The organism is Bacteroidota bacterium (genome assembly GCA_039111535.1).
GTDB lineage: Bacteria > Bacteroidota > Rhodothermia > Rhodothermales > JAHQVL01 > JBCCIM01.
The window spans coordinates 1-24,399 of record JBCCIM010000089.1; the positions used below are offsets into that span (position 1 = coordinate 1).

The following is a 24,399-nucleotide window of genomic DNA, read 5'->3' on the forward strand; positions in this document are numbered from 1 at the left end:
ACAAATAGAGACTGCTTTAAGAAATGCCCAATGCGCAGTCGTCGTCTGGACCGAGGCCAGCGTTTCCCCAGCCGGCGACTTTGTGCGAGACGAAGCGCGTTTGGCAGAGTCACTGGGTATCCTCGTCACCGTTTTACTAGACAAGGTCAATCCACCGCTGGGTTTTGGAGAAGTGCAGACTATTAACCTAAACGGATGGAGAGGCAGTCGGCGCGATCCTTTCTTCAGGGATCTCTGTTCAACGATCCAGGCCAAGTTGGAAGGTCGCCCCATCCCTCCTGCAACAGGCTACGCGATTAAGATGCGCCAGCGCATGCTTTACAGTGCGCTGTCTCTAGCACTGATTGCGCTTCCAATTGCCTTTGGCCTAAACTTTCTCGGAATACAAAATGGTACCTGCTCCATATCCACAAGTGTGTCAGACTTGTGTGGCGCGATGAAGCTCGGCGAAAGCCCCACAAAAACAGAGCGGCTATCCTGGGAGGCGATTGCTCCGGGAAGCTGCGAGGACCTGCGCGATCACATAGCCACCTTTCCCAATGGCATGCACACAGAGGAAGCATCAAGCTTGCTGGCTGCGCGCACCGAAAATCAGATCGAGTCATGGGTCCCCTTTGAGCAGCGTCTCGACTTATTTATCGGACAACAAGCGGTTGCCCTATCATCAGAAGAAGCTGCAAAACAAGAAGCATTAGAGCGCGGAGTAGTTTCAGCGCAGCGCCTCTGCAAGAATTTCAGCGCAGCAGCATCATTTGAAGTTGCATCAAGTGCACCAGAGGCGCAGTCGTGGGATTGCTCGTACTCAAGCGGCCGAGTTGCCTGCAGCTTCGAAGGCGAAGCAGTTTGCCAGCTTCAAGCCAAAGAAATCCAAATGGAAGAATCCTGCTAAGAGAGCATCATTAATATGATTAACGCACAAGCCTCGAAGTTTGGCCTTCCTGTAAGTCTTCTTTGCCATCGCCTGCGCATGGCTTGGCCCATTGTGGTAGCACTTTTTGCAATCAACATTGCACAGCCCGTCTATGCTCAACAGGTAAACGCCCGCGCTGAAGTAGCCGCAGCACTTTACGCCGCCTCAGCCACGCAAGCGGCTGCTGAACGCGTAGCTGACCAACAAATTCGAGGATTGCGAGATAAGGTAGAAACACTACGAACATCGCTCGAGGAAACAACAGGCGAAAAAACAGCACTGCAACAACAACTCACCGAAGCTGAGGAAAATTTTGTTACAGCGCTCGAAGAAAAAGATAGGGCCTATAAAGAGGAGATTGCGGTTTTCAGAGATGCTGTTGAAGACATAATCTCAACACCTGAAGGGCTTATCGGATTGGCTAGATTTAATTCCGGTGAAGATGAGGTAGCGTTTGAGATATGGGATAGACTTACGGCAGCAAGAGCTTCGGCAAGAGAGGTGGCGAAGAATATTGAAGATGCTGCTGATCTACGCTCAGTTGCAGTATTTGCTTTGGAATCACGCAAAAGAGGTCAGCAAACCACAGCAGCGGTCATTGCCAGGTTTCAAGAAGTGACAAAGCTTGATCCGGGTGTGCACTCGGATTGGGTGGAACTTAGCCGGCTGTATACAGATGCACTCAACCTGCCTGCAGCCATGCAAGCAGCCCAGCGCGTGGCAGAAACAGCCGAAAACGAACGAGACAGGGCACTTGCTTACAATGAACTGGGCAATGTATTGCTGAATCAGAAAGCCTTCATGGACGCCCAGAATAGCTTTAGTGAAGCATTGAAACTTAGGCAGCGCCTTGCTGAGTCAGATCCAACGAACACTGAATGGCAACGGGATTTATCGGTAGCTTACAACAAGATGGGTGATGTAAAAAAGGCGCTGCTTGATCACTCTGCTGCTCTTGAATTCTTCAGCAAAGCGCTGAGTATAAGAGAACAATTAGTTGATAAAGATTCGACTAACACAGGTTGGCAACGAGATCTATCAGTAGTGCGTAACAAGATCGGCGACGTTAAAAAAGCTCAGGGTGATCTCGCTGGTGCCCTTGCCAACTTCAACAAAGCATTCACGATTTTTGAGTCCCTCACTAGACAGAATCCGGCAAACACGGGTTGGCAACGAGATCTATCTATATCACTAGAGCGAATCGGTGATGTTAAGATGAGTCAGGGTAATCTCACGGACGCCCTTGACAACTTCAGCGATGGAATGCAGATCGCTGAGCGCCTCACTGAAGTGGATCCCGATAACGCCACCTGGCAACAAGATTTACTTATGAGCTATGTAAAAATGTACCATGCCTCAAAGGACACAAATTACATACATAAGGGCTTGGAACAGGCCGAAGTCATGAAGGCAAAAGAGATTTTCACGCTCGATGATTTTTGGCTTATTTATCCTTTAAAGGAATTACTTAATCAATGAATGAAATCTTTATTTCATATAAGCATGAGGATGAAAAACGGGTCAGCCAGTTCGTTCAAGTGTGCAAAGGTCACTCCTTCATGTGGATGCATCTAGCACTGCTCATTGTAATAGCACTGCTAACGACTAACATCGCAATAGCACAGCCAACCTCCACGCAACCTGTAAACGCTAGAGCCGAAGTAGCCGCAGCGCTCTATGCTGCCTCTGCTACACAAGCCGCAGTTGAACGCGTGGCTGACCAAAAAATTCGAGGACTACGCGATGACATTGAATCACTACGAACATCACTGGCTGTAACAACCGGCGAAAAAACAGTACTTCGACACCAGCTGATGGAAGCTGAGGAAGATTTTGTAGCAGCACTCGAAGAAAAAGACAGAACTTACAAAGAAGAGATTGCCGTTTTTAGAGATGCTGTTGAAGACATTATCAAAACCTCAGAAGGGCTTTATGGCCTGGCTCGATTTAATGCAGGAGAAGATGAAGTGGCTTTTGAAATCTGGGACAAACTCGTAGTAGCAAGAGCGGCTGCTAGAGAAGTAGCAAAAAATATTGAAAATGCTAAAGATAAGCGCTCCGTTGCCGTTTTTGCCTTAGAATCACGAGCAAGAGGCAAAAAAAAGACGGCAGAGGTTATAGCCCGTTATGAGGAGGTTACACACCTCGACCCAGGCTTACACTGGGATTGGGTTGAACTGGGCCGGCTATATCGAGACGCTGGCAACATTTTCAAAGCTGAGCAATCCGCCCTACGTGCAAAAGAAACGGCACGTACTGATAGAGATCAGGTTGTTTCATTTAACGAGCTCGGGATAGCCCATTCTGAACAAGGAAATCTTAAAGATGCGTTGATTAATTTCTCAAATTCAAAGCAAATCGCTCAGCACCTTACCGAAAACGACCCGGAAAACACACTATGGCAACAAGACCTTTCAGTCTCGCTTTATTTTTTGGGCAACGTTCAGTTGGCACAAGGAGAGCTCCCAGCTGCTTTGGCAAGTTTTTCGCAATCCAAGCAAATCAATGAGCGCCTAATCCAGGCTGATTCAAGCAATTTAGAATTTCAACGACACCTTGCTGTTTCTCTGGATCGACTCGGTGACCTGGCTAGAGCAAAAGGAGATCTTGCAATTGCTCTTGAAAATCGCCAAAAAGCAATGCGGCTTATCGAATTCCAAGCATGGTCAAATCCAGGCGATGCCAAGTCGCAACAGGACTTATCTGTGTTACACATCAATATTGGAGATAGCCAAGCCGGCTTGGGAGATCTAAATTCTGCATTAACCAGTTTCGAAAAGGCAAAACAGATTAGAACCAAACTCGCTCAAAGTGACCCTACCAATGCCGTAGCTCAGCATAACCTCGCAGTAACACATGACAGAATAGCAAAAGTTTATCAAGAACAGTGGCAGCTTTCCGAGGCGCTAGCAAACTATACCGAAGGAAAACTAATCAGAGAAGATCTCATTCGAACCGACCCCAAAAATGCGCGATGGCGTTACAATTTATCCATCTCATTAAGTAACATCGGGGATATAGCGTTCCAGCAAGGAAACTATAACGAAGCACAAAATCACCTCAACAAATCTCTCCAACTTAGTAAAATCCTTGTAGAGACTGATTCAAGCAATACTTTATGGCAACGAGGCTATGCCAAGTCGCTCAATAGAATAGGCGATCTGTTCTTCATGCAGGGTAAGCTCAGTAATACACCTCAATCTTTTAACGGCGCTAAGAAAAACTTCAAAGAAGCGCTCGAGTATTTTAAAATGGCAATGAAAATCAGAAAACGCCTGGTAACAACCGATGCTAGTAATACGCGCTGGCAGAGCGATCTCGCAATTTCGCTGACTAGAATCGGGGATACTAACTTAAAATTGTGGCACTATGATAAAGCCCTCGAAAGTTACAACCAGGCCTTACAAATCAGAAAGCGGCTCACCCAAGTAGATCCTCAAAATGTAAATTGGCAAAATAATCTAGCAATTATTCATGCTAAGCTGGGAGATACAAGAAGAGCCTTTAAGAACCCAAAGAAGGCACTTGAACACTACAGCTTCTCAGTTTCAATAGGTGAACGCTTGGTCCAAATTGACTCCAGCAAAGCCGGCGCTCATCATACAATACTATCAGCACTTTACAAAATGTGTGAAGTTTCTGGCAACAAATCTTATGCAAAGAGAGCCCTCGAAATTGCGTACTACATGCGAGACCAAGGCATGCTTGAAGGTCAGAAGGAATTGATCATTGCGCTTCTTGAAGGCAAATTAAAGTAAGCAATTCGCTATCCTCTTCCTCCATACGTGCTCTTTCCAAGCGCATAGTAAAGCGCTAGATAATACAAATTCGCCTTCAACTCATCTCCGATGCTTATCTCATCACCTGTGTATGACAGAATGGAAGCGATCGTACTAATGGGGTCAGGCTGATTCAAATTGATGACATACAAAGAGTCAAACTCCATATGCCCTTTGGATTTCCAGGCTTTTTGAATAACCTCCTCCAAAGACAAACTGCAGAACGAGACGTAAAAGAATTGCGGCTTACCTCCTCTGTTGAGTTCGCGGCAAAAAGCAAGCGGTGTCGGCTCCAGATAATATGATGGGATGCCAAGCTCTTCATCCGCCTCTCTCAACGTATCTTCGATCAGAAACTCACTAAATCCAATGTCGATGGTCTTTCTGTCGAGGCGCTTTGTCCATTCCAATGCTCCTGAAGCTGAACAGCCTAGCTTACCGCCAAAAGCCATCATGTGGCCAAGGCGTTTGGGGAAAATAATGTGGTCATCGTTGGTAATGACGAGTGTCGCGATACCTATGGTATTGGCTAGCACCGAATCTTGAAATGAAGGCAGGCTGCCGGCATCGCTTTTCAGTCCAATCTCTTTCTCATACCCTCTCAAACTTGTTGACGTTGTCTCCTGAAGCGGTATGTCCAGTACAAAATTTGTCTTTATCTGATCATGATATCCTGCCAGCTTCAGCTCAAGAAAATTATTCTTCTCGTTATAGTTCGCTATAGAGACAATGCTGGAGTTTCGATACTTATCGATAAAATCGTCACCAATATGATCACTCAACTCCTCGTAAATGCGAAGGCAATGGTTAACAGCCTCAGGGTGTTCTTCCGCGTACTCATCTAGCGAATAAGGTTTGGTTGCTACATATTTCAGTTCATGGTAGAGTTCTTCATATCCTCGATTCTGAATAAACTGACTCACCTGCACATAAGGGACGCCGACTTCCTTTGATTCACCCTCCGATATGTACTTAAAACGCAAAATGTCGCTGCCGGCATAGTATTCCAGTAATTCTTCACTGGTTAACGCCAGACCTTTGCGGCCGTATTTCTGTCTAAAAATACTGCTAATAGACTCCTTTTTCTTCCGCTCAACTTTTGTTTTCCGCTTTTTGATCGGGTAGACGTCTATAGCAATTTCTCCCGGTTCTCGAACAACGCGATACTCAGGATCGTAATCATCGCGTTTTTTTATCTGCAGTGTATGCGACAGCTCAGTTACTGTTGCCTCTATGCTATCAAGCATATCGGGAAGTAGATCGCGGCCGGCTGGATTCCCAGCATCCAGGATATCTAGTATCTTATTTAATCCGTCAAGATACTTTGTGCCCCCTAAATCAACAAAATGATATTTGCCTAACAGGCTTTCTTCTACCTTGGCTTCATCAATTTTTACAGGAATCAAAAAATCATTGTTGCCCTTCCTCTGTTCATGGATATCAATCGCAAACGCATACTCTTTTTGGATATAACCCTCTTTAAAGATTGAGTTTTTTGAAACGATGGCTACAACATACGATGCTTCCTGGATCGTTTTTTCTATCATCTCTTCCCACGCCTGCCCCACACGAATCGACTCAACATCCAGCCACACCGCATAGCCTTGTCGTGTAAGATCTTCGTATAGCTGATCCGCTATATTATGGTCTTCTCGCGCATAACTAATAAAAACTGTCTGAACCCCTTCAATCTCCTTCATTTTGCTTTCCTATACTCGTCTGAAACTGCTTTAACCCTGGCTTTGCTTCTGCACTTCTGCCCAAATCAATGGTACAGTATTGCCGCTTAACAAGACATAGTCATATCACATGATTTATAGATTGCACAAGTACACATACGATTTATCCTTCTTTCCCCCATCCACCGGCCTGCATTATCAATGAAATCTACCATTGCCTGCCAATAAGCGAATGCTTATGCTTTCTTCATGATTTGATGCATAAACAGCCTTTGCCCTGGTATGCCGGCCTCTTCACCTGTTCGTGTTTTTGTTAGCTACTCGCATGACTCTGATGCGCATAAAAAACGCGTACTGGGGCTGACTGACGCCCTGCGCGCCAAAGGCATTGATGCATGGGTTGACCAGTACGAGCCTGCGCCGTCTAAAGGATGGACCACCACCATGACGCAACTGCTCGAAGATGCAGATTTTGTCTTGCTTGTGTGCACCGAAACCTATAAACGCAGATTCGAACGCAAAGAGGAAGCCGGTCGCGGCGCCGGCGTGGTTTGGGAAGGCGCCATCATCAGCCTCGACCTCTACAACCAGCACCTCCACAATACCCGTTACGTCCCCGTTCTTTTAGGTGACGCGTCTAAAGATGACATTCCCACCATTCTTTCCGATCACACTAACTACGCCGTAGCGAGTGACGCATCCCTTGAACCGCTGCTCCGGCATCTCACAGATCAACCGGCTACGCCGGCGTTTGCACTGGGTAGCCAACCCGACTTGCCGCCCAGCCCCAGAAATGCTACGCTGAACCCACCACCCAATCGCAAAACGCCCGCCCGTTTTGAATCCCCTAGCAGCAGCAACAATCTCAGTGAACAGATGCGCAAAGTTTTTCAGATTCTCAAATACGGGCGGAAAGAAAAACAACTACTGATTAGCGCAGCTTTGTTGTTTTTGTTGGCATTGTACTTAAAGGATGCAAGTGTCCTTTCTCTGGAAGCCTCTGTCAGTAATAATCTGGTTCTGGGACTTCAATTAGTTGCCAGCCTTCTCTTGGTCTATACCGTAGTGCTTGTCTGGAAAAAAATTATTCCGGCACCACAAATAGAATCTGTTGAGAAGCCACTGGCCATCAAAGGACCACTTTCTTTTGGGGTACGCGACGGTGAACTGTTTGCCCAGCTTGGGCGCACCTTTGAATTGAACAAAATCTTTGAGTTTATCCTCAATGACCAACATCCTCTTATTGTTGTGCTCGGGGAATCGGGCGCTGGCAAGTCTTCGCTCCTTCGGGCCGGCGTTGAGTATGTTATCTCAACAGGCCAGGTGGCTGAGATTGATACATGTATTTACTGGGAAGCGTTACCTTCACATCCCGAAGCTTCGCTCTTAAGCGCCTTGCAACTCCGATGGGAAGACGGCAACCAACCAACTAACCTGAAAGACCTGGTCACGTCACTGAACTGGCCCCCAACAGTTGTCCTCATCGACCAGGCGGAACAGCTTAATCCTGCCGACCATCCAGGCATCTTCAGTTTCTTTAAAGACATTATGTCTATGCCGGGGGGTAGCCCGATAACCTGGGTGCTTGGGTTTCGGGAAGAATACCTGGTTACATGGTCTAAATATCTTATTTCAGAAGGCCTGCCCTATCCTCCAACCGTAACGGTTGAGCGCTTTTCAACCGCTCAGGCACGCCGCGTGATGGCGCGACTGGCCAATGCGAGCGACCTGAACCTCAGCGAGGGGGTATTAAACGACTTGCTGGAAACCATCGCACAGGAAAATGGGCAGATTTCACCGGTTGACATTGGCATCAGCCTGCTAGTATTAAGTGAGCTCGGGCGGGGTAACCAGGCGGTTATCACGGAGCAGATTTACAGACAAGCTGGTAAAGCTGAAGGGTTGCTGGCAAGCTATATAGAGAACCACCTCAAACGCTTGCCCGAATACGCACACGAACCTCTGCTCAAAGCGCTCATTAGCCTCTTTGATCTGGAAACCAACCAACGCATTGCGGTAGGAAAATCTATTCCGGTGTTGTCACATCTTGTGGGACTCCCATCCGCAGATATGGAATCTTACCTGCATTATCTGGCTTCTTCCCAGGTACGTATACTCCAAACGCGGATTGAATCGGCTGATAACCAGCAGCCAGAATTTAGATACAGACTGGCGCATGAACGGATCATTCCTGCACTGCGCCGCCTGACCGGACGTATTCTGGTCGATGCAGAGCAAGCCCGTGTTCTGCTGGAACGAAGGTTTAAGGTCTGGAAAAACGACAAGCAGCGCAGAGATTTATTGACAAGACGCGAATACAAAACCATCGCACCTCATATAGGCCAGTTTGCGTGGGGCAATGACGCGACTTTGAAGCAAAAATATGTTGCAGACAGCACTCAAAGTCTGCAACTTCGAAATCTGGTTGTTGTGGTCACTATCCTGATGTCCTTGCTATCGGGAGCCTGGGGATGGCATCTCCAGGGTGAAGCGAGTTACAGAACCATGCTACGTTTGGCTGGCATCCCTGCAGTTGTATATGACCATGCCCACCAACTTGATATACTGGTTGTGAATGGAACGTCTTTGGAATATGGTAAATGGGAAAGTATTTCGCTTGACTCACTTTCTCTTGCAATGAGGACCGGGAGCAGTAACAAAGTGATTTTTCCCGATTCCGTCAAAGGGCTAAACATAAGCCTTCAGCGCTCAATTCTCGCAGATTTTGATGGCATAATCTTTCCACAAAATATTGAAACATTAAGAATTGAGGGTTCAGGCCGCATAGTTTCATTCGAGGGGTTAACGCTGCCTCAGAACCTCTCTGAGCTTTCTCTAGACCTTTACTCTAATCAGCTAGAGAGCCTCGAGGGGTTAACGCTACCTCAGAACCTCTCTGAGCTTTCTCTAGACCTTAGCTCTAATCCGTTAGAGAGCCTCGAGGGGTTAACGCTACCTCAGAACCTCTCTGAGCTTTCTCTAGACCTTCGCTATAACAACGCCGATAATTTCAATGCACTTTCATTGCCCAACACCTTGGTATTTTTATCTTTAAACATAGGATACAAAGTCAATCATGAATCCTTTACAGCTTTGCGCTTACCTGATAACTTAAAATCGATATATATTTCTGGGTCCGATCTGTCTAGTTTTCCAGCCATACCACCTTCAGTAAAGGATTTGAGACTGAGCATCTTGTAACGGGCAAATCTCGATTAGACCTAGATCTTGCGGCGCTTACGTCAAATTCGCCGCTGCACCCACCACCAATCGGTAAAGCAATTCGGATAACTGCTCCAGTTCGGCTTTCTCCCATCGATCCCCAAAGGCATAGCTGGCTTGTTTAGCAAAAGTGTGGCGTGCTTCACCAAGTCTGGTTTTGCCGGCTTCAGTCAGCACAACAAATGCAATCCGCGCATCACGCGCATCTACTTCGCGGGTTAACATGCCGAGCTTTTCCATCGGCGCAACCATGCGCGTCACCGTGGAAGCGCTCAGGTGCATGCGGCGCGCCAGCTCTACGCGCGAAAGCCGGTTGAGCGCTGCCTGGTCGAGGTGCATCAATAGAAAAAACTCGTTGACGGACAGGCCGTGCACCGAAGCAAATTCTCCCGAAAGCCGGGCTTTAAACTCATCTGCTGATTGCAGCAGGCGCAGCGCGTTGGTTACATAAATTTCATTCATGGAAACAATTTAACACCAAACACTTGCACATGCAAGCATTATGCAAGATATTGTCAAGCATAATTACTGAGGCTCTTATGGATTTCGAACTTATTTTTTCTATTGCCGGGCTCCTTGCCATGGCCGGATGGGTCATACTGCTGCTTTCACCGTTCATGCCCCTATGGTCGGATCGGATTGCCGGCCTCATCATCCCGATTGCCCTTGCCTTAGGGTATGTCGCCATGCTCATTTTTTCGCCAGCCCAGGAAGGCGGCGGGTTTGGCAGCTTTGCTGAAGTTGCGGAGTTGTTTACCAATCCTGGCGCTGTAATGGCCGGCTGGATTCACTTTCTGGCTTTTGATCTCTTGATTGGGGCGTGGATTTGCCGCACCGGCAGACGGGAAAATATCAGATTCTGGGTGGTGGCGCTTTGTCTCCCGCTCACCTTTATGCTTGGGCCGGCAGGGTTTCTATTGTTTTCTGTTGTGCGTGGGATTAAAGGGGCGCGCAAACCTGATCTTGTTGTGAGTACTTAAGACTTTATTGCGACCTAAAAAGTGTTGCGCATCTGTTTATACAGTGTACTCGGTGCGTGCGTACGTTCATTTTTTGCTTGCCCAAAAAAACGAACCAAAAAAAGGGCACCACCAAATAAAACGCGCGCTTTTATCCCCTTTCGCATATGCCTCCTGAACTTTGTTCAGGAAAACGCTTCGATAAAAGCTCCCAGCGCACGACGCCACGCATTTGGTGGACGCCCTCCGCACTCAATATCCTGATCACAGTTTAGCTTTAAATAAGGAAAGATTAGCAAAGCATCATGTTGGGGTAGGAGAAAAACTGTCTCCTACCCCACAACTGCCAAACGCACAACACCATACAATTCATCACCCGGAGTGCTCGTCACAATTACAAAGTACTCGCGGTATCCGACGATCAAACGGACGTCGACTTCAGCCTCTAATTTCTCCTCCAGCGTGGGTACCTCTTCCAATAACCGTTTCAATCGCCGGCGTAGATGCTCCTGGCCCTGTACCCTGAGCCAATCCTGCGTTGCATCCCTGTCAAGCATCGCCAATCCCGTTATCAACGAAACAGATTGTGTACCGCCCATGCGAGCATCTCCCTTAAACAGTGCATCATGACAAAGCAAAGCCAGCACATTTCGCGGATCGCGTCTTAATAGTATCCGAAGATGCTCAAAGGCCGCCAAACTTGTTATTCTGGACGTAGCCTTTTGCGCCAACCACAGGTACTTGTGGAAGGTATCCGAAGAAAATTGCACGGTCATGAGATCACCTGATTTGAGGTTGCACCTTCTATGCTTAGGCGTTTGTCTCAGGATAGTTTCTCACCTATGACAACATCATATACGCATTTCTCAAAAAAACAGGACCCATGCAACCAGCGCTGAAATCACAAAGACAATTACAGTCGGTACACAGGATGAGTTTTTTGCATTCGACATGGGTAGTTGGGTGGGGGGCTAAGGGTGATACAAGTAATACAGAGTTTCCGACAAATAAATCAGTCCCTCTACGCCCTCTATACAGCAAAAAGCGGTGAAGCGTATCACAACCGTTGCGGGGTGCAACAAGCGGCGTTTGTTATAACAGCCAATTTTTAGCTACAGCTGTATCAAAGGGTTATAACACAACCGCAGCTGTAGAAGCTGATACTTAAATAAGCGTATATTGCAGTCAGCTTACGACGTAGGCTCATTTTAAGATGCGATCCAGCCTTTATTCCGTTTCACGCTACAAGCCTTCAAACCTGTGAACTACGCCCAGCTACCAGCCTTTGCGGCCGGGAAATCACTATTTCTTGCGCTCCTGTTTTTGTCCAATTGTTCTGCCGACATGATGGACGACCCCGAGCGTATTGACGAACCACTATCGGCCCTTACCGGCACCCTGCATTATGGATTTGCCGGCGACCTGTTTGCGTATGATTTAAGCAGCGGAGCCATCGATATGGTTGCCGAACAAAAAGGCCGGCAAGGACCATTTTTCAGCCCCGACGGTGCCTTTTTCACAACCAACAATTGGCCCGGCAGCAACGACGGTGTCGCGATATGGGGCCTTAACAGTTATACCATCCAGAAAGAATTCACCCTCTTCAATACCCTCACCTCGGAAGATCTTGGCGTACGCATTGCACCCGGTGGCACACTGTTCTCTGGCATCCTTAACCCGTCTTCAGGATTTAGTGAAGACCTCGCCGTTTTCGACGACGACGGACGCGTGTTGTACCGGCTCGACGGCGACGCCATACGGTTTAAAGGCCACACATGGGATAATCTGCAAAACCTTTATTTCACCGGCGAAATTGAAGCGGGCAACCTGAGCGGCACCAAAGTGCTGGCAAAGGTGACTGACCTCGAGACTTCTGCCATTACCGTCATTCGCACCTTTGATGCAGAATTTGGTGATGTACCTGACGCATTATCCGTTTCACCCGACGGCAGCCAAATTGCGTATAATTACAAATCCGATATTTGGATTGGCGCAACTTCAGCGGATGCTACAGATCACCGCGAGTGTTTTGGTGCAGTGCAATCGCTCAGCGCACCGGTATTCTCTCCCGATGCAGATTACATCGCCCTGGTCATGCTAAACAGCAATACATCGCTCAGAGGAGATCTCCATGTAGCCCGCATTCCGGCTGCCGGCAGCACGACACTTACTCCCGAAGGACCCTCCAAGCTTCCAGGGCCAAACAGCAGTTTAAACAGCACCTGGGCAACGGGCGGAGACGGTTCGGTTGGCTGGATACGCTGACTTAGCTGTGCATCTCCACAATATCCGGATACACTTCGTCAAAGCTGAGCCAGAAGTCTTTTTCGATCCCTGAATCGTTGGAACGCACGATGTTCAGGCTGATCTGCAGTTTTTTGAGCGCGGTATCGAACCGGCTTTTTGTCGCCCCCAGTTCTTCGATGGCCATCCTGCGAAGATCTCCTGTAAAAGCCGGCTCCATTTCAACAAACGCATACACCCCTTGCGACAACGGATCCAGTTCGCTCACGGGTTTGGCGTTTTGGGGGTAGTGCACCGTCCGGAAGTACGCCATCTCCATCACAACAGCATCGCCACCCGGCACTTTGCCATAGAAAAAGTCGTCGGGGAAAGTCTGGGGGATTTGCGTTTTCCAGGCCCAGATTGCTTTTACTTTCGGGCTCCAACCGCCTGCTGCCGGCTTTTCTTCTGAAAGATCTGTGTTGTCCCAGAGTGACGGATACGGCGAATTTTTGCTACCAAACACGGTGCACACCTTGTGTTCGAGGACAAATTCACACGCCTCTTCAAACGTTTTAATCATGGTATTCCAGGTTAGTCGTTAGCTTGTCTGGGCGTATCAATTGCAATGCCGCCCGGTTTGCTTCTAGCCAGACCACTGGTGCAGCGGTAATCTACGAAACAGCGAGGAGATTTAGCAGGTCTTTAAGGGCGATCGCAGGCTTCAGCTATGCAAAAAAGCCTGGCAGACCAGGCAAACGTTGCGAACTGGCATCTTTCCCCCACCATGTCATCCTGAACAACGCGAAGGCTCTCTATGAAACGCTTCTGGTGGGTTTACAAGCCACTGCGGGACACACCCCGATCATGAAGGTAGTTTGGGGCCTAAGCATTAGTTTGACTGATAGCCAACTACTTCAGCAGCCAAATATCCGCACTTTGATTCGTACCAGCTACTTTAGCAGCCAGACATCTTCATCAGCAGGACAAATGCCTTTCAACCCACCCGATACTGTTTTTCTTTCGAGATGCTTCACGACGTACGCTTCCGTGTAATGGCACTGTACTTCTCCCTGGCTGATCGAAAAGGGTGGGCCGGGCATCACGCTTTGATCGTATACAAACGTAAGCAACAACTGCGGCGCATTTCCGGTGATTGTCTGCAGGTGTTGCGTGTAGCGGTAGCGCATGTCTTCAGGTAACGCAACAAGGGCAGCGCGGTCGTAGATGGCGTTCACGGGACCAAGCACTTCTTTGGTAAGATCGAAAACATCGCCAACAAAGATATCAATGTCAGGCGCAGAAAAATGCTGTAGCTTCCCGGCTTTTTTGATTTCAGGCACCACGCCAAGCTCTTCAAAGAGCTGCTCGATCGCGAGCGGACTCAATTCTGCGCCGGCAACGGCATACCCCTGGCTGAGCAACCACGCGATGTCCAGCGTTTTCCCACAGAGCGGCACAAACACCCGGTTGCCCGGCGCCAAACCTAGGACACCCATGTGTTTGACAAGCGCCGGATTTGCCTCCCAGTGATGAAACCCAATGTTATTCGTTTCCCACTTCTGGTGCCAAAAGCTCACATCCATGTAGTACCTGCATCCGTCTTTTTCACAATAGGGCATTGTTTGTACTGCACCAAATCAATCCGTTCCACATTCTGTGTGCCCCCCTCGCAGGCAACGACAGATTAACGCCTCGACTTTCCATATCTCTGCGGATTACCTCATGTTTTCTTTCTTCATTCTACTGGTCATAGGCATCTTTGGATACATGGTTTTTGACGGACTCGTCACCGAAGAAGTGTGGGTCCGCGGGCCACGGCGCGGGTTTAGCCTGACAACATGGGGCCACAAACGCAGCCGTATCGACGAACCGATCAGCTACTGGTTTTTCATGCTCCTCTATGGTGGATTTGCGCTCTTTCTGGTATATTTGCTGATCCTCGAGTGGTTTGGGTAGCCCGGATACCTCACCGCTTCCGCTTTGCCTTGCGCCGGCCCGGATAAAACACGGCCTGAATCAGGTTGTATTCCAACTGACTAAAATCAAATGATCGGCCATCCACATCAAACCCTGTGAAAGGGTACCACCGCAGATTGGTGCGCAAAATGAGGTGCTCCGATGTTTTTCCGGGCACAATATCCCACCCGAACGTTAAGCCAGGCGACAACATCTGATAAGCAAACGAACGACTCTCGCTGTCTCTCTCTTCCTTATACGTTAAATGGTCGTAAGAGACGTTTATGCCGAGGTAAGGCGCAAACCCCGTATAGTCTACCAGAAATTTATTGAACTCGAGTGCCAGCGCATACTTCTGTACCGTTTGCTTCGCCCCGAACCCTTTATTTTCAAATTGCGGATTTCGGAAAGACAATGCAGCAAACCAATCTCCCTGATTTGACTGATACCCCAACGCCACGTCCAAATAGGCGGATGAACTGACCTGGTCATCCAAAAACGGAAACGCGTCCTGCGTGTAGCGAGAAGTCTGCAATGAAAAGGACGACGACGGCCCCACACCAACAAAGAAGTCTCCCTGCCGCGTTGCATGTAAACCAAGCCGTGCTACGGGCGGATAGCTGTTCCACGTCTCAACCTCTTCCGGGTCTTCGTTTTTCGTGCTATCAAAAGCATAGAGTACCCCAAGTTGCATAGCCATTCGCGGCGTTTCAATGGTTTCAAAAATCGTAGTCGAAACAGGGTACTGCCAGGTGTTGTCGTGAAAAAAATTCAGGCCCAGCCGCACGAGAAATTTCCCCGTACCATACAGCAAGCCGGCATCGGTGACCAGGCTGAAGTCTTTGTAATGGGTTGGTGCTTCGCTTCCCTGCCTGAGTGTCTGTGCCGACCAACTGGTGCCGACATAGGGCCGCACCCGCTTCGCCTTGATTGCCCACGGCAAAAGCCGCAGCCCGGTTACAACAGCGTGCTCGAATCTGTCATTAGACGCACCCAATAATTGCTGCAGCGGGAAAACCACATAGAATTCAGCATGGCCCCAAAAATGAAACCCGCCCCATGTCAGATAAGGTTGGGCAGATGATGAGATACTTCTACGCGTTGTGGCTACGCCGGCAAGTTGCACACTTGTAAAGGCAGGATACCCTTTCCCACCAACTTCAAAATAGGAACGTGCAAAATCCAGCCGCTGGTGTCCATTTGAGTGATCTACTGACTGCCCCTGCGCAGGTATTGCAAAAAGCAGGAAAAGCATGGTCCAATATTTAAAACGCATGTATTGCTCCGTATATGTCATTGTACGGTGCAATGATCGCGCAGTAATTTGCCTGTATCAATCGGCCACAGGTATGATTTGGCGGGCATTGTTGGGATTCATACAAAGGTATGAGTCCTAAAACGCACGGTATACCAGATTATTTACCCAGCAAGGCCATCAACTCAAGCCGGCTGCCTACTTTGCATTTGCGGTAAACATTCGAGACGTGGGTTTTGACCGTAGGCATTGAAATGAACAACTGCGCAGCTATTTCCTTGTAGGGCTGTCCCTGTATCAGCAACAGCGTGATTTCCTGCTCGCGCGACGTGAGGCCATAGTTCTGCAAATCTTGCGGATCTACATTTTTCTTTTCCCGAAAGAGTGCGAGACGGTGAATATCATCCCATATTTTGCTGCCGGCAAGCAAAATAAACAGGATGGGTAGGGTAAACCCGGTTTGTGTTGCCATACCCGGAAATAGTGGGGAAAAATCTACAAGCAGCATCGCAGGAATAAGGACAAGAAATACTCCTGCCATCCGCTGCTCTTGCTTTTCACGGTGGGCCAAATGCTTTTGAGGCTGAGAAAACCGAATAATCAGCATCGAACACACAACAGAACTACCCAAAAAAGCGGTCACCGGGATTTGCAAATTCGACAGGTGCCCGGTAAAGGCGGCAATACAAACCAGGATAAACAAGATGCCAGCACCAGCGATAAAGACCAGTCGAATCCACGGGGGCAAAGCGTGTGCGCGCTCTTCAAGAATATTAAGCGGCGTTGTTACCCCAACAAGCGTCATCGACAACAGCAAGAACACCGGCAAGCCATCCCCCATGCCTATCCCTTCAGCAACATAGGTAAACGTAATCGCCACAATAAGGAGCAGCAGAGAGACCGAAAAGGCTACCGTCTCCAACGACTCAATGTTTTTCCTGTAACACACCACCTGCAAAAACAGGGAGATGAGCAACGCAGAATACGCCGTCACCAATAGTATTACATCGAGCACTTCCATAAATGGTGTTAGCGCCGGGCAGGCCAAGACAGGGTTAAACAAACGCGTATCAATATACATCCAAGCAACCAACGGAACTCGTCATCGCCAGAATCTGCCAAAAGAAAAAGCAGCCTCGAACACGGTCTGATCAAGGTCAGGTATGTGTCCGACATAAAGCTGTACCCGCGTCCCACGGCGTGGATAGGTCAACGACCGGAATGTACCTTGCAACTTCACGCCCAACGAAGGTGCATGATGCACGATAAATCCGTAACTGTCAGGATCATTGAACGAAAAACGTTCGCGGCGGGCGCCAATGCTCAACGCGACCGTACCGTTGTCATCTTGCATGATGCGCTGGTGTAAAAATAACTGATACATTTCGGGCGCAGAAAAGCCAACCGTCAGATGGTTGAAGGGCGTCAATTTATGCGTGAGATCAAGGCCGGCAGACAACAAACCGCCTGAAAAGGATACGGCGGCTACCGGTGAAGCATACAGCGTCCTGGAAAATGTCAGGTTGATCTGATGAGGCAGTGCAAGGATCACTGGTAGTTGACGCCCACGTAAATCGGGATAAAGCGTGCTCCGCACATTTTTATATAGAGGTATACCACTTCCAAACGTAACACTAAAACCTTTTGTCGAGGTTGCCGGCCGGTGCATCATCCCAAGCTCGCTCATCGGCGCGTGAACCGCGCAGCCGGTCCCCCAAAAAACTATACATAACAAGAAAAGTATCTTCTGGAAAAACTGCTTTATCATGCCAAAATAAGATTTGCTCGCCCCTGCGCGAAGTGCTACATAACAAGCACCTTACGCTTCAGTCGCACAAACGGACGAGATCGTAACATTTACAATCCCTCATGCGCCTCAAGGGATCCATAATACCCTTTATACAGTTGAGCACTTCAGCTATAGCTTTAAGACAACCAAGACATTATGCAAACCTGGCATCCTGTTGCTGAAGATTCGGACTTCAGCATCCATAATCTGCCTTTTGGCATCTATTCCGTAAAAGGGGCACCGCGCGCCGGCGTTGCCATTGGCGGATCCATCGTCGACCTGCATGCAGCCGCAACCCTTGGGCTCTTCCCTGATGTCGACCCTTATGTGTTCCTCGATGCAACCCTAAATCGCTTTATTGCGCTGGGCAAACCGGTAACCAACGCGGTACGCCGCAACCTGCAGGAAGCCCTGACGGATGCATCGAGTCCGTTAAAGGATGCCCCCCAGGCATTTGTGCGTCAGTCGGATGCCACCATGCATTTGCCTGTGTTCATTGGCGATTACACCGACTTCTATTCCAGTATAGAGCATGCAACCAACGTCGGGAAGATGTTTCGCGACCCTGAGAATGCGTTGCTTCCAAACTGGCGCCACATCCCGGTTGGATATCATGGCCGCGCTTCGTCCATTGTTGTCAGTGGCACCTCTATCCACCGGCCCTCAGGCCAGCTTATGCCGAAAGATGCCACGGCACCCGTATTCAGGGCATCAGGCCGGCTCGACTTTGAACTGGAGATGGGGTTCATTATTGGCAACCAAACGGCCCTCGGCTCTTCGGTTTCTACGGCTGTAGCTGAAGATTGTATTTTTGGCCTTGTGCTATTTAATGACTGGTCAGCCCGCGACATTCAGAAATGGGAATATGTACCCCTCGGGCCCTTTCTGGGCAAAAACTTTGCGTCTTCCGTCTCCCCCTGGATTGTAACCCTCGAAGCACTTGCACCGTTTCGGGTTGCCGGCCCCAAACAAACCCCTGAAGTGTTACCCTACCTGCAATACCAGGGCGACAAAAACTACGACATCAACCTCGAAGTAGGTATTACACCTGATGGTGGCGAAGAAACGGTGGTCTCCCGGTCCAATTTCAAATACATGTACTGGAACATGGCCCAGCAATTGGCACATCACACGGTCAATGGCTGCAACGTAAACGTAGGCGACTTGCTGGCGTCTGGTACCATCAGCGGCAAAGACGCTTCTTCTTACGGATCGATGCTAGAACTGGCATGGGCCGGCCAAAAACCGCTCACGCTCAACGATGGCAGCCAGCGTACCTTTATCAAGGACAAAGATACGGTTACCATGCGTGGCTACGCAGAAAGAGACGGAAAGCGCGTTGGATTTGGTGAAGTAGCAACGCGGGTACTGCCGGCGCTGTAAATGGGCGAGCCGGCACTAGCGCAGGTTTGCCGGCTTTTTGCTATTATGGTATAGCAAAACGTTATCCGAAGTGGTGAACCTTTTGCAGGTGTTTTCTTGTGAAGAGAGAAAACAGCCGTCCTGCAGTCCGTTCCGTTTATTAGTAGCCACATTGAACAACCAGCCCAACCATAACACCCAGGCTTATCTTGCCCGGCTGGAGCGACGCATTGCAGTAGAAGAAGCGCTGGAAAAGGTACGCAATCGATTCATTGCCATGCGTCATAGCGATGAGTTGGCAGCCTGTGCAAATGAAATCTACCAGCAACTCAGGGCGCTAAATCTGATTACGGATGCCGAACGGTTCCACATCAGCATTTGGGATGAGGCGCAACGTACCAGTAAAATGTGGCTCAATGACCCTGATGGCAACATTGACAAGAAAGCACGGCTTGTCAGTTGGGATGACCTCCCGCCGGCTGTTGAGGTGTTCAACAAATGGCAGTCTATTCCCGTTGATGAGCGTAAACAACACATCTTTCGCAATACCTGGGAAGGTAAAGATGCAAGCGATATCCTCGAATTTCTGTTGTCTCAACCCGGATTCAAAGACGACATTTGGATCAGGCAGCTAAAAAGACAACGCCCCGATCGGATTCTGGTCTATGATGCATTCTATGCGCACGGTAACCTTGCCGTCTCCAGTCTGCGTGAAATTGATGAAGAGACCCAGGAAGTGCTTAAACGCTTTGCTGCTGTCTTTGAATTGAGCTACACCCGTTTCCTCGACCTGAAACAGGCTGAAGCGCAGGCGCAAAAAGCGCAGATTGAGGCAGCCCTTGAACGCGTACGCGCCAGTACCATCGCCATGAATGCCAGCGAAGACCTTGCTGACATGGCCTCTGTGATGTTCGAAAATTTGCTCAGCCTGTACGATTTTGAGTTTATGTTTACGCGGTGTGTCATTGTCATCACCCACGAAGCGCAAAATGTAAACCACGTATGGTCGACTAACTTTGCCGGCAAGTCGCTCATTTCCTCTCGCATTTTGCCCCTGCAGGAGCATCCCGTACAGGCCAATATTTACAACGCCTGGAAAGCAGATCGCGCGGGCTTTGTCTCAACAGGCTTTGACCAGGAAGGCGCCAAACAATACACCAGCTATCTCGCACAGCTTCCCGGTTTCAAGGACGACAAAGAACTGCTTAAAATTCTACACCTGCTGGAGGTAGCCCCCGAGCAATTGCCTCCCCGTTTCTACCTGCAAATGGCCTTTTTCACCCACGGCAGGGTTGGCTTGATCACCAACCAGGACCTCGACAGCGAGCAAATCGACATACTCAAGCGTTTTGCCAGCGTGTTTCAGCAGGCTTATACCCGATTCCTGGATCTACAAAAATCAGAAGCGCTTGCCCGGGAAACGCGACAACAAGCCATTCTGGATCGCGTTCGGGTTGAAATAGCCTCCATGCGCACAACAGAAGACTTACAACGCGTCACTCCTCTTATCTGGCAGGCGCTGAACAAGCTTGACGTCCCGTTTTCACGTTGCGGCGTCTTTATCATGGATGACGAAACAGAAATGATACATTCATTCGTCACGACACCAACAGGCGAACATCTGGCGGCCCTCAAAGTGCCTTACGACAGTGATCCGGCGACCATACAATCTGTTGATGCCTGGCGACACAAACGGGTATTCACCGACCAGTGGGATCAGCAGCGGTTTTTGCAATGGACCCAAATGATGCTCGAAGAAGGACTTGTTGACTCAGCAGCTGAAATACCAGATTATGCTGATCCTCCCAAGATGACGGCATTGCACTTTGTGCCTTTTAGCCAGGGTATGTTATACGTAGGAAATGCAGACCCTTTATCGGATGAACAGATCCGGCTCGTCCAAACCGTCGCTGATGCATTCTCCGTTGCCTATGCCCGGTATGAAGATTTCCAGGCACTCGAATCTAAAAACGCAGAACTGGCGACCACGCTGAATTACCTGGAAGCAACACAGGCACAGCTGATCCAGTCGGAAAAAATGGCATCTCTTGGACAATTAACCGCCGGCATCGCACACGAAATCAAAAATCCGCTCAACTTTGTAAACAACTTTGCCTTCCTCAACTCCGGACTGCTCAGCGAACTCGAAACCCATCTTGATGCAAACAACGCGGATATCCGGGAAATTTTTGAAACGCTGAAATTAAACGAATCCCGCATCAACGAACATGGCAAAAGGGCCGACCGAATTGTGAACTCGATGATGCGCCATGCCAATGGTATTTCCGGCGAACGCGAACGGGTTGTGTTTAATACTTTTGTCGAGGAATACGTCAACCTCGCCATCCACGGCATGCAGGCGCGACAGATGGACTTCCATCTGGATATTGAACGCGAATATGCAGAAAACGCTGGCGAAGTAGCTTTGATGCCGCAGGAATTTGGCCAGGTCCTGGTTAACATGTTCAACAACGCTTTTGATGCGATGCTAGCACGAAAAGAGGACCTCGCAAGTCATGGTGATAACGCGTATAAACCGCTACTAAAGATACGCACAGAAGCGGACCAGCAGACCGTTAACCTGCACATCTCAGACAATGGGGGCGGCATGCCTCCGCATATCCGGCAGAAAATCTTCGAACCCTTCTTCACAACGAAGTCAGCCGGGAGCGGCACCGGATTGGGATTAAGTTTGAGCTACGACATCATCACAAAAGGACACGCAGGCCGCATTGCCCTTGAAAGTGAGCTGAATGCGGGCACAACATTTATCATCACACTGCCCCGCTGAGCCACATGTAGCTAAACATTTGAGGCAGTTGCGCAAGCAAGGCCTCAACCGCCGGCTTCTTCTGCCATCTGCTGTTTTTTCTCCTCTTCAGCTTGCCTGCGACGCTCCCGCATTTTTCGATGGAATGCACGCGATGCATTGACATGTTCACGCAAGGTGCGGGTAAACGTATGGCTGCCATCTCCCTGGGCAACAAAAAACATGTAGTTATGCTGGGCGGGTTTCACGACAGCCTGCACAGATGAAAACGTAGGATTTGTAACAGGCCCGGGCGGTAAACCGCGGAAGGTGTAGGTGTTGTAGGGATGGTCAATTTTGTAATCTCTGAACAGGAGCCGGCGGCGGCGGCCCTCCAACTCCACGAGTGCAAACTGAACCGTAGGATCTGCATCGAGCCGCCACCCGTCGCGCAGGCGGTTCAGATAAACGCCGGCAACCGTAGGTTTTTCCGGTACATGGTTGGTTTCCCACTCCACAATGGAGGCAACGCGCATAACCTCGTCGATGCTGAGGCCCAGGCTATCAGCACCAGCCTTCATTGCCGGCGTAATTTTACCATCAAACTCTTTCTTGATTTTAGCTACAACCGAAGCAGCATCACTCAACCAATAAACAAAATAGGTTTCAGGTAGCATGTAGCTGAACAAATGCAGCGTATCTGTGCCAAGCGACCGGGCCAGGGAATCGTTGGTGACTGCAGCCAGGAAATCTGCTTCGTCAAAGTACATCTGGGCCGCAAGGGCAGTCGCGGCACGCTCGGGCGTAGAACCCGGCGGAATCATCATCCGCACGGGAGACTGCAGGCCTTTGCGGATTTTGTCGAGCATGTCGTAGTTGGAGGCACCGCTTTCAAATTCGTAGTTGCCGGGTTTAACCTGTTCTTTCCATCCGGTCAGGCTTGCTACCGTGCCCAGGGTACCGCGGCGATTCAGGATGCCGTTCACTTCGAGGGAGTCCATCACAACTTCGAAATCAGTACCGGGAGGTATTTTAACGGCGCGTACCTCGTCGTACGCCTGGGTATTTTCTCCGTAGACCATCCAGTAGCCAACACCGCCGGCCATGGCTCCAAACAGCAGCAACGCTGCCCCCGTTATAAGCAATCCTTTACGCATCCTGTTTCTGTTTGTCATCCTGCCGGCCGGAGTATGCCTCACGGATTCGGCTTGTCCTTCTGATAATGTTGTCTTTCTACGGCACGTGTCTCGTCAATGATACGTTCAAACAAGCGCCGTACCGCTTCGTCTGACAAGGGCCCTTCATTGTGCCGCTGTACATTGTCGAGCACTTTCTTCTCACGCGTGGGGTCGTATACCGGTGCACTACTTCCCTTTTTAATGTGACCGATGACATTTGCGCATACCACGCGCTCATTCAGCAAGCGTATGATGGCGCGATCCAACGCATCAATACACACCCTGAAGGGCGGCAAATCATCCATCGAGGGATTTTCAGGCACGTCGGGCAGCCCCGCCTGGAGCGGTGCCAGCATCGTCTTCACCGTTTCAATGAGCATGTGGTTACTACTGATCGATTAGCTAAATTTTAAGGCTTGGATTGGCCGTAAGCGTAAGGGGACTCGTCAAACCACTTTTATACTTAAAATACCCGGTGATGGCAATCATTGCCGCATTGTCGGTGCAAAAGCGAAGGGGCGGGATGTACAGATTGAAGTCTTCTGCTGCGCCCAGCGCCTGCAATGCCTGACGCAGGCCCTGGTTGGCAGAAACGCCACCAACCAGCGCAACTTCTTTTATGCCCGTACGCCGTACCGCGCGTTTCACCACCCGGACCAGCATATCAACAACAGCCTGCTGAAACGCCGCACAAATGTCGTTTATGTGCTGCGCAACGTGCGCCGTGCGCTCCGCTTCATCAAATTGATTGAGGTAGTAGAGCACAGCTGTTTTAAGGCCGCTAAAAGAAAACTCGTACCCCGGCAAACTGGAACGCGGAAACGCATGAAAATCTGCATCGCCCTGTTGGGCCAATTTGTCGATTTTTGGACCACCGGGATAGCCAAGCCCCAGCAACTTGGCAACTTTGTCGAATGCCTCGCCGGCAGCGTCATCACGCGTACTGCCGAGTACTTCCTGTTGAAACCCTTCGCGGACAAGCACAACTTGTGTATGTCCACCCGAAACAACGAGGCAAAGATAGGGAAACGCCGGCTTCTTTTGGTCAAGAAACACAGAATATATATGTCCTTCGAGGTGATTGACACCAACAAGGGGCGTATCTAATCCAAGCGACAGCGCCTTGGCAAAACTCAACCCAACCAACAGGGAGCCAGCCAACCCTGGGCCATAGGTAACCGCAATGGCATCCAGCTCTGTTTTATCTACCCCGCTCTCAGCCAGCGCTTTCTCCACCACTGGCACAACCAACCGTTGGTGATCCCGCGACGCCAATTCAGGCACCACACCACCATACTGTTCATGCACCACCTGCGAAGAAATCACACTGGCCAC

20 protein-coding genes are annotated in these 24,399 nt (G+C 49.5%); 9 read left to right on the plus strand and 11 right to left on the minus strand.

The features are described from left to right. From AAF564_14355 to AAF564_14365, 3 genes are all read left to right on the plus strand, one after another. Positions 1 to 889, plus strand: an 889-nt coding sequence (locus AAF564_14355; GenBank protein MEM8486730.1) for a hypothetical protein, incomplete at its 5' end; no start/stop codon positions are given. A 15-nt stretch (positions 890 to 904) separates the two neighbouring features. Beyond that, positions 905 to 2,389: a hypothetical protein gene (locus AAF564_14360; GenBank protein MEM8486731.1), complete on the plus strand. Its 1,485-nt coding sequence runs from the start codon at positions 905 to 907 to the stop codon at positions 2,387 to 2,389. Further along, complete coding sequence (locus AAF564_14365; GenBank protein ID MEM8486732.1) at positions 2,386 to 4,668, plus strand: tetratricopeptide repeat protein; 2,283 nt, start codon at positions 2,386 to 2,388, stop codon at positions 4,666 to 4,668. The genes AAF564_14360 and AAF564_14365 overlap by 4 nt, the downstream gene beginning before the upstream one ends. A gap of 8 nt (positions 4,669 to 4,676) precedes the next feature. Here the strand turns inward: AAF564_14365 and AAF564_14370 are convergent, their stop codons facing one another. Then, positions 4,677 to 6,389, minus strand: a complete 1,713-nt coding sequence (locus AAF564_14370; GenBank protein ID MEM8486733.1) for a toll/interleukin-1 receptor domain-containing protein — start codon at positions 6,387 to 6,389, stop codon at positions 4,677 to 4,679. 261 nt (positions 6,390 to 6,650) lie between these two features. Here AAF564_14370 and AAF564_14375 point away from each other — a divergent pair, with 261 nt between their 5' ends. Further along, on the plus strand, positions 6,651 to 9,569 hold the full coding sequence (locus AAF564_14375; protein MEM8486734.1) for an SEFIR domain-containing protein: 2,919 nt from the start codon (positions 6,651 to 6,653) through the stop codon (positions 9,567 to 9,569). A 36-nt stretch (positions 9,570 to 9,605) separates the two neighbouring features. On the opposite strand, the gene AAF564_14380 is transcribed toward AAF564_14375, so the two are convergent. Further along, entirely contained in the window at positions 9,606 to 10,052 is a 447-nt protein-coding gene (locus AAF564_14380) for a MarR family transcriptional regulator (protein MEM8486735.1), read from the minus strand. 77 nt (positions 10,053 to 10,129) lie between these two features. Here AAF564_14380 and AAF564_14385 point away from each other — a divergent pair, with 77 nt between their 5' ends. Further along, on the plus strand, positions 10,130 to 10,570 hold the full coding sequence (locus tag AAF564_14385) for an ABA4-like family protein (protein ID MEM8486736.1): 441 nt from the start codon (positions 10,130 to 10,132) through the stop codon (positions 10,568 to 10,570). A 311-nt stretch (positions 10,571 to 10,881) separates the two neighbouring features. On the opposite strand, the gene AAF564_14390 is transcribed toward AAF564_14385, so the two are convergent. Then, entirely contained in the window at positions 10,882 to 11,325 is a 444-nt protein-coding gene (locus AAF564_14390; GenBank protein ID MEM8486737.1) for a hypothetical protein, read from the minus strand. Positions 11,326 to 11,893: 568 nt separating this feature from the next. Between AAF564_14390 and AAF564_14395 the strand changes: the two genes are divergently transcribed. Next, positions 11,894 to 12,814: a hypothetical protein gene (locus AAF564_14395; GenBank protein ID MEM8486738.1), complete on the plus strand. Its 921-nt coding sequence runs from the start codon at positions 11,894 to 11,896 to the stop codon at positions 12,812 to 12,814. 1 nt (position 12,815) lies between these two features. Here the strand turns inward: AAF564_14395 and AAF564_14400 are convergent, their stop codons facing one another. Then, entirely contained in the window at positions 12,816 to 13,355 is a 540-nt protein-coding gene (locus tag AAF564_14400) for a hypothetical protein (GenBank protein ID MEM8486739.1), read from the minus strand. A gap of 370 nt (positions 13,356 to 13,725) precedes the next feature. After that, positions 13,726 to 14,358, minus strand: a complete 633-nt coding sequence (gene tmpT / locus AAF564_14405; protein ID MEM8486740.1) for a thiopurine S-methyltransferase — start codon at positions 14,356 to 14,358, stop codon at positions 13,726 to 13,728. A gap of 139 nt (positions 14,359 to 14,497) precedes the next feature. Between tmpT and AAF564_14410 the strand changes: the two genes are divergently transcribed. Further along, positions 14,498 to 14,731: a hypothetical protein gene (locus AAF564_14410; protein ID MEM8486741.1), complete on the plus strand. Its 234-nt coding sequence runs from the start codon at positions 14,498 to 14,500 to the stop codon at positions 14,729 to 14,731. A 10-nt stretch (positions 14,732 to 14,741) separates the two neighbouring features. Here AAF564_14410 and AAF564_14415 read toward each other — a convergent pair whose 3' ends face one another. The 3 genes from AAF564_14415 to AAF564_14425 all read right to left on the minus strand — a co-directional run bounded on the left by AAF564_14415 (position 14,742) and on the right by AAF564_14425 (position 17,583). Next, positions 14,742 to 16,007, minus strand: coding sequence for a hypothetical protein (locus AAF564_14415; protein ID MEM8486742.1), 1,266 nt, complete (start codon positions 16,005 to 16,007; stop codon positions 14,742 to 14,744). A gap of 139 nt (positions 16,008 to 16,146) precedes the next feature. Beyond that, the gene (locus AAF564_14420) at positions 16,147 to 17,067 is read right to left on the minus strand and encodes a helix-turn-helix transcriptional regulator (GenBank protein ID MEM8486743.1); all 921 of its coding nucleotides are present in this window, start codon (positions 17,065 to 17,067) and stop codon (positions 16,147 to 16,149) included. Positions 17,068 to 17,088: 21 nt separating this feature from the next. Further along, positions 17,089 to 17,583: a hypothetical protein gene (locus AAF564_14425; protein MEM8486744.1), complete on the minus strand. Its 495-nt coding sequence runs from the start codon at positions 17,581 to 17,583 to the stop codon at positions 17,089 to 17,091. 348 nt (positions 17,584 to 17,931) lie between these two features. On the opposite strand from AAF564_14425, the gene fahA reads away from it, so the two are divergent. After that, complete coding sequence (fahA, locus tag AAF564_14430) at positions 17,932 to 19,158, plus strand: fumarylacetoacetase (GenBank protein ID MEM8486745.1); 1,227 nt, start codon at positions 17,932 to 17,934, stop codon at positions 19,156 to 19,158. 151 nt (positions 19,159 to 19,309) lie between these two features. Then, positions 19,310 to 21,928 carry an ATP-binding protein gene (locus AAF564_14435; GenBank protein ID MEM8486746.1) on the plus strand — a complete coding sequence of 873 codons (2,619 nt, stop codon included), beginning with the start codon at positions 19,310 to 19,312 and terminating at the stop codon, positions 21,926 to 21,928. A 44-nt stretch (positions 21,929 to 21,972) separates the two neighbouring features. Here the strand turns inward: AAF564_14435 and mltG are convergent, their stop codons facing one another. The 3 genes from mltG to tsaD form a co-directional block, all read right to left on the minus strand. Then, positions 21,973 to 23,043 carry an endolytic transglycosylase MltG gene (mltG, locus tag AAF564_14440; GenBank protein MEM8486747.1) on the minus strand — a complete coding sequence of 357 codons (1,071 nt, stop codon included), beginning with the start codon at positions 23,041 to 23,043 and terminating at the stop codon, positions 21,973 to 21,975. 38 nt (positions 23,044 to 23,081) lie between these two features. Further along, positions 23,082 to 23,444, minus strand: coding sequence for a chorismate mutase (gene pheA / locus AAF564_14445; GenBank protein ID MEM8486748.1), 363 nt, complete (start codon positions 23,442 to 23,444; stop codon positions 23,082 to 23,084). Positions 23,445 to 23,466: 22 nt separating this feature from the next. Then, positions 23,467 to 24,399: tRNA (adenosine(37)-N6)-threonylcarbamoyltransferase complex transferase subunit TsaD (gene tsaD / locus AAF564_14450; protein MEM8486749.1), on the minus strand; the 933-nt coding region annotated here is incomplete at its 5' end.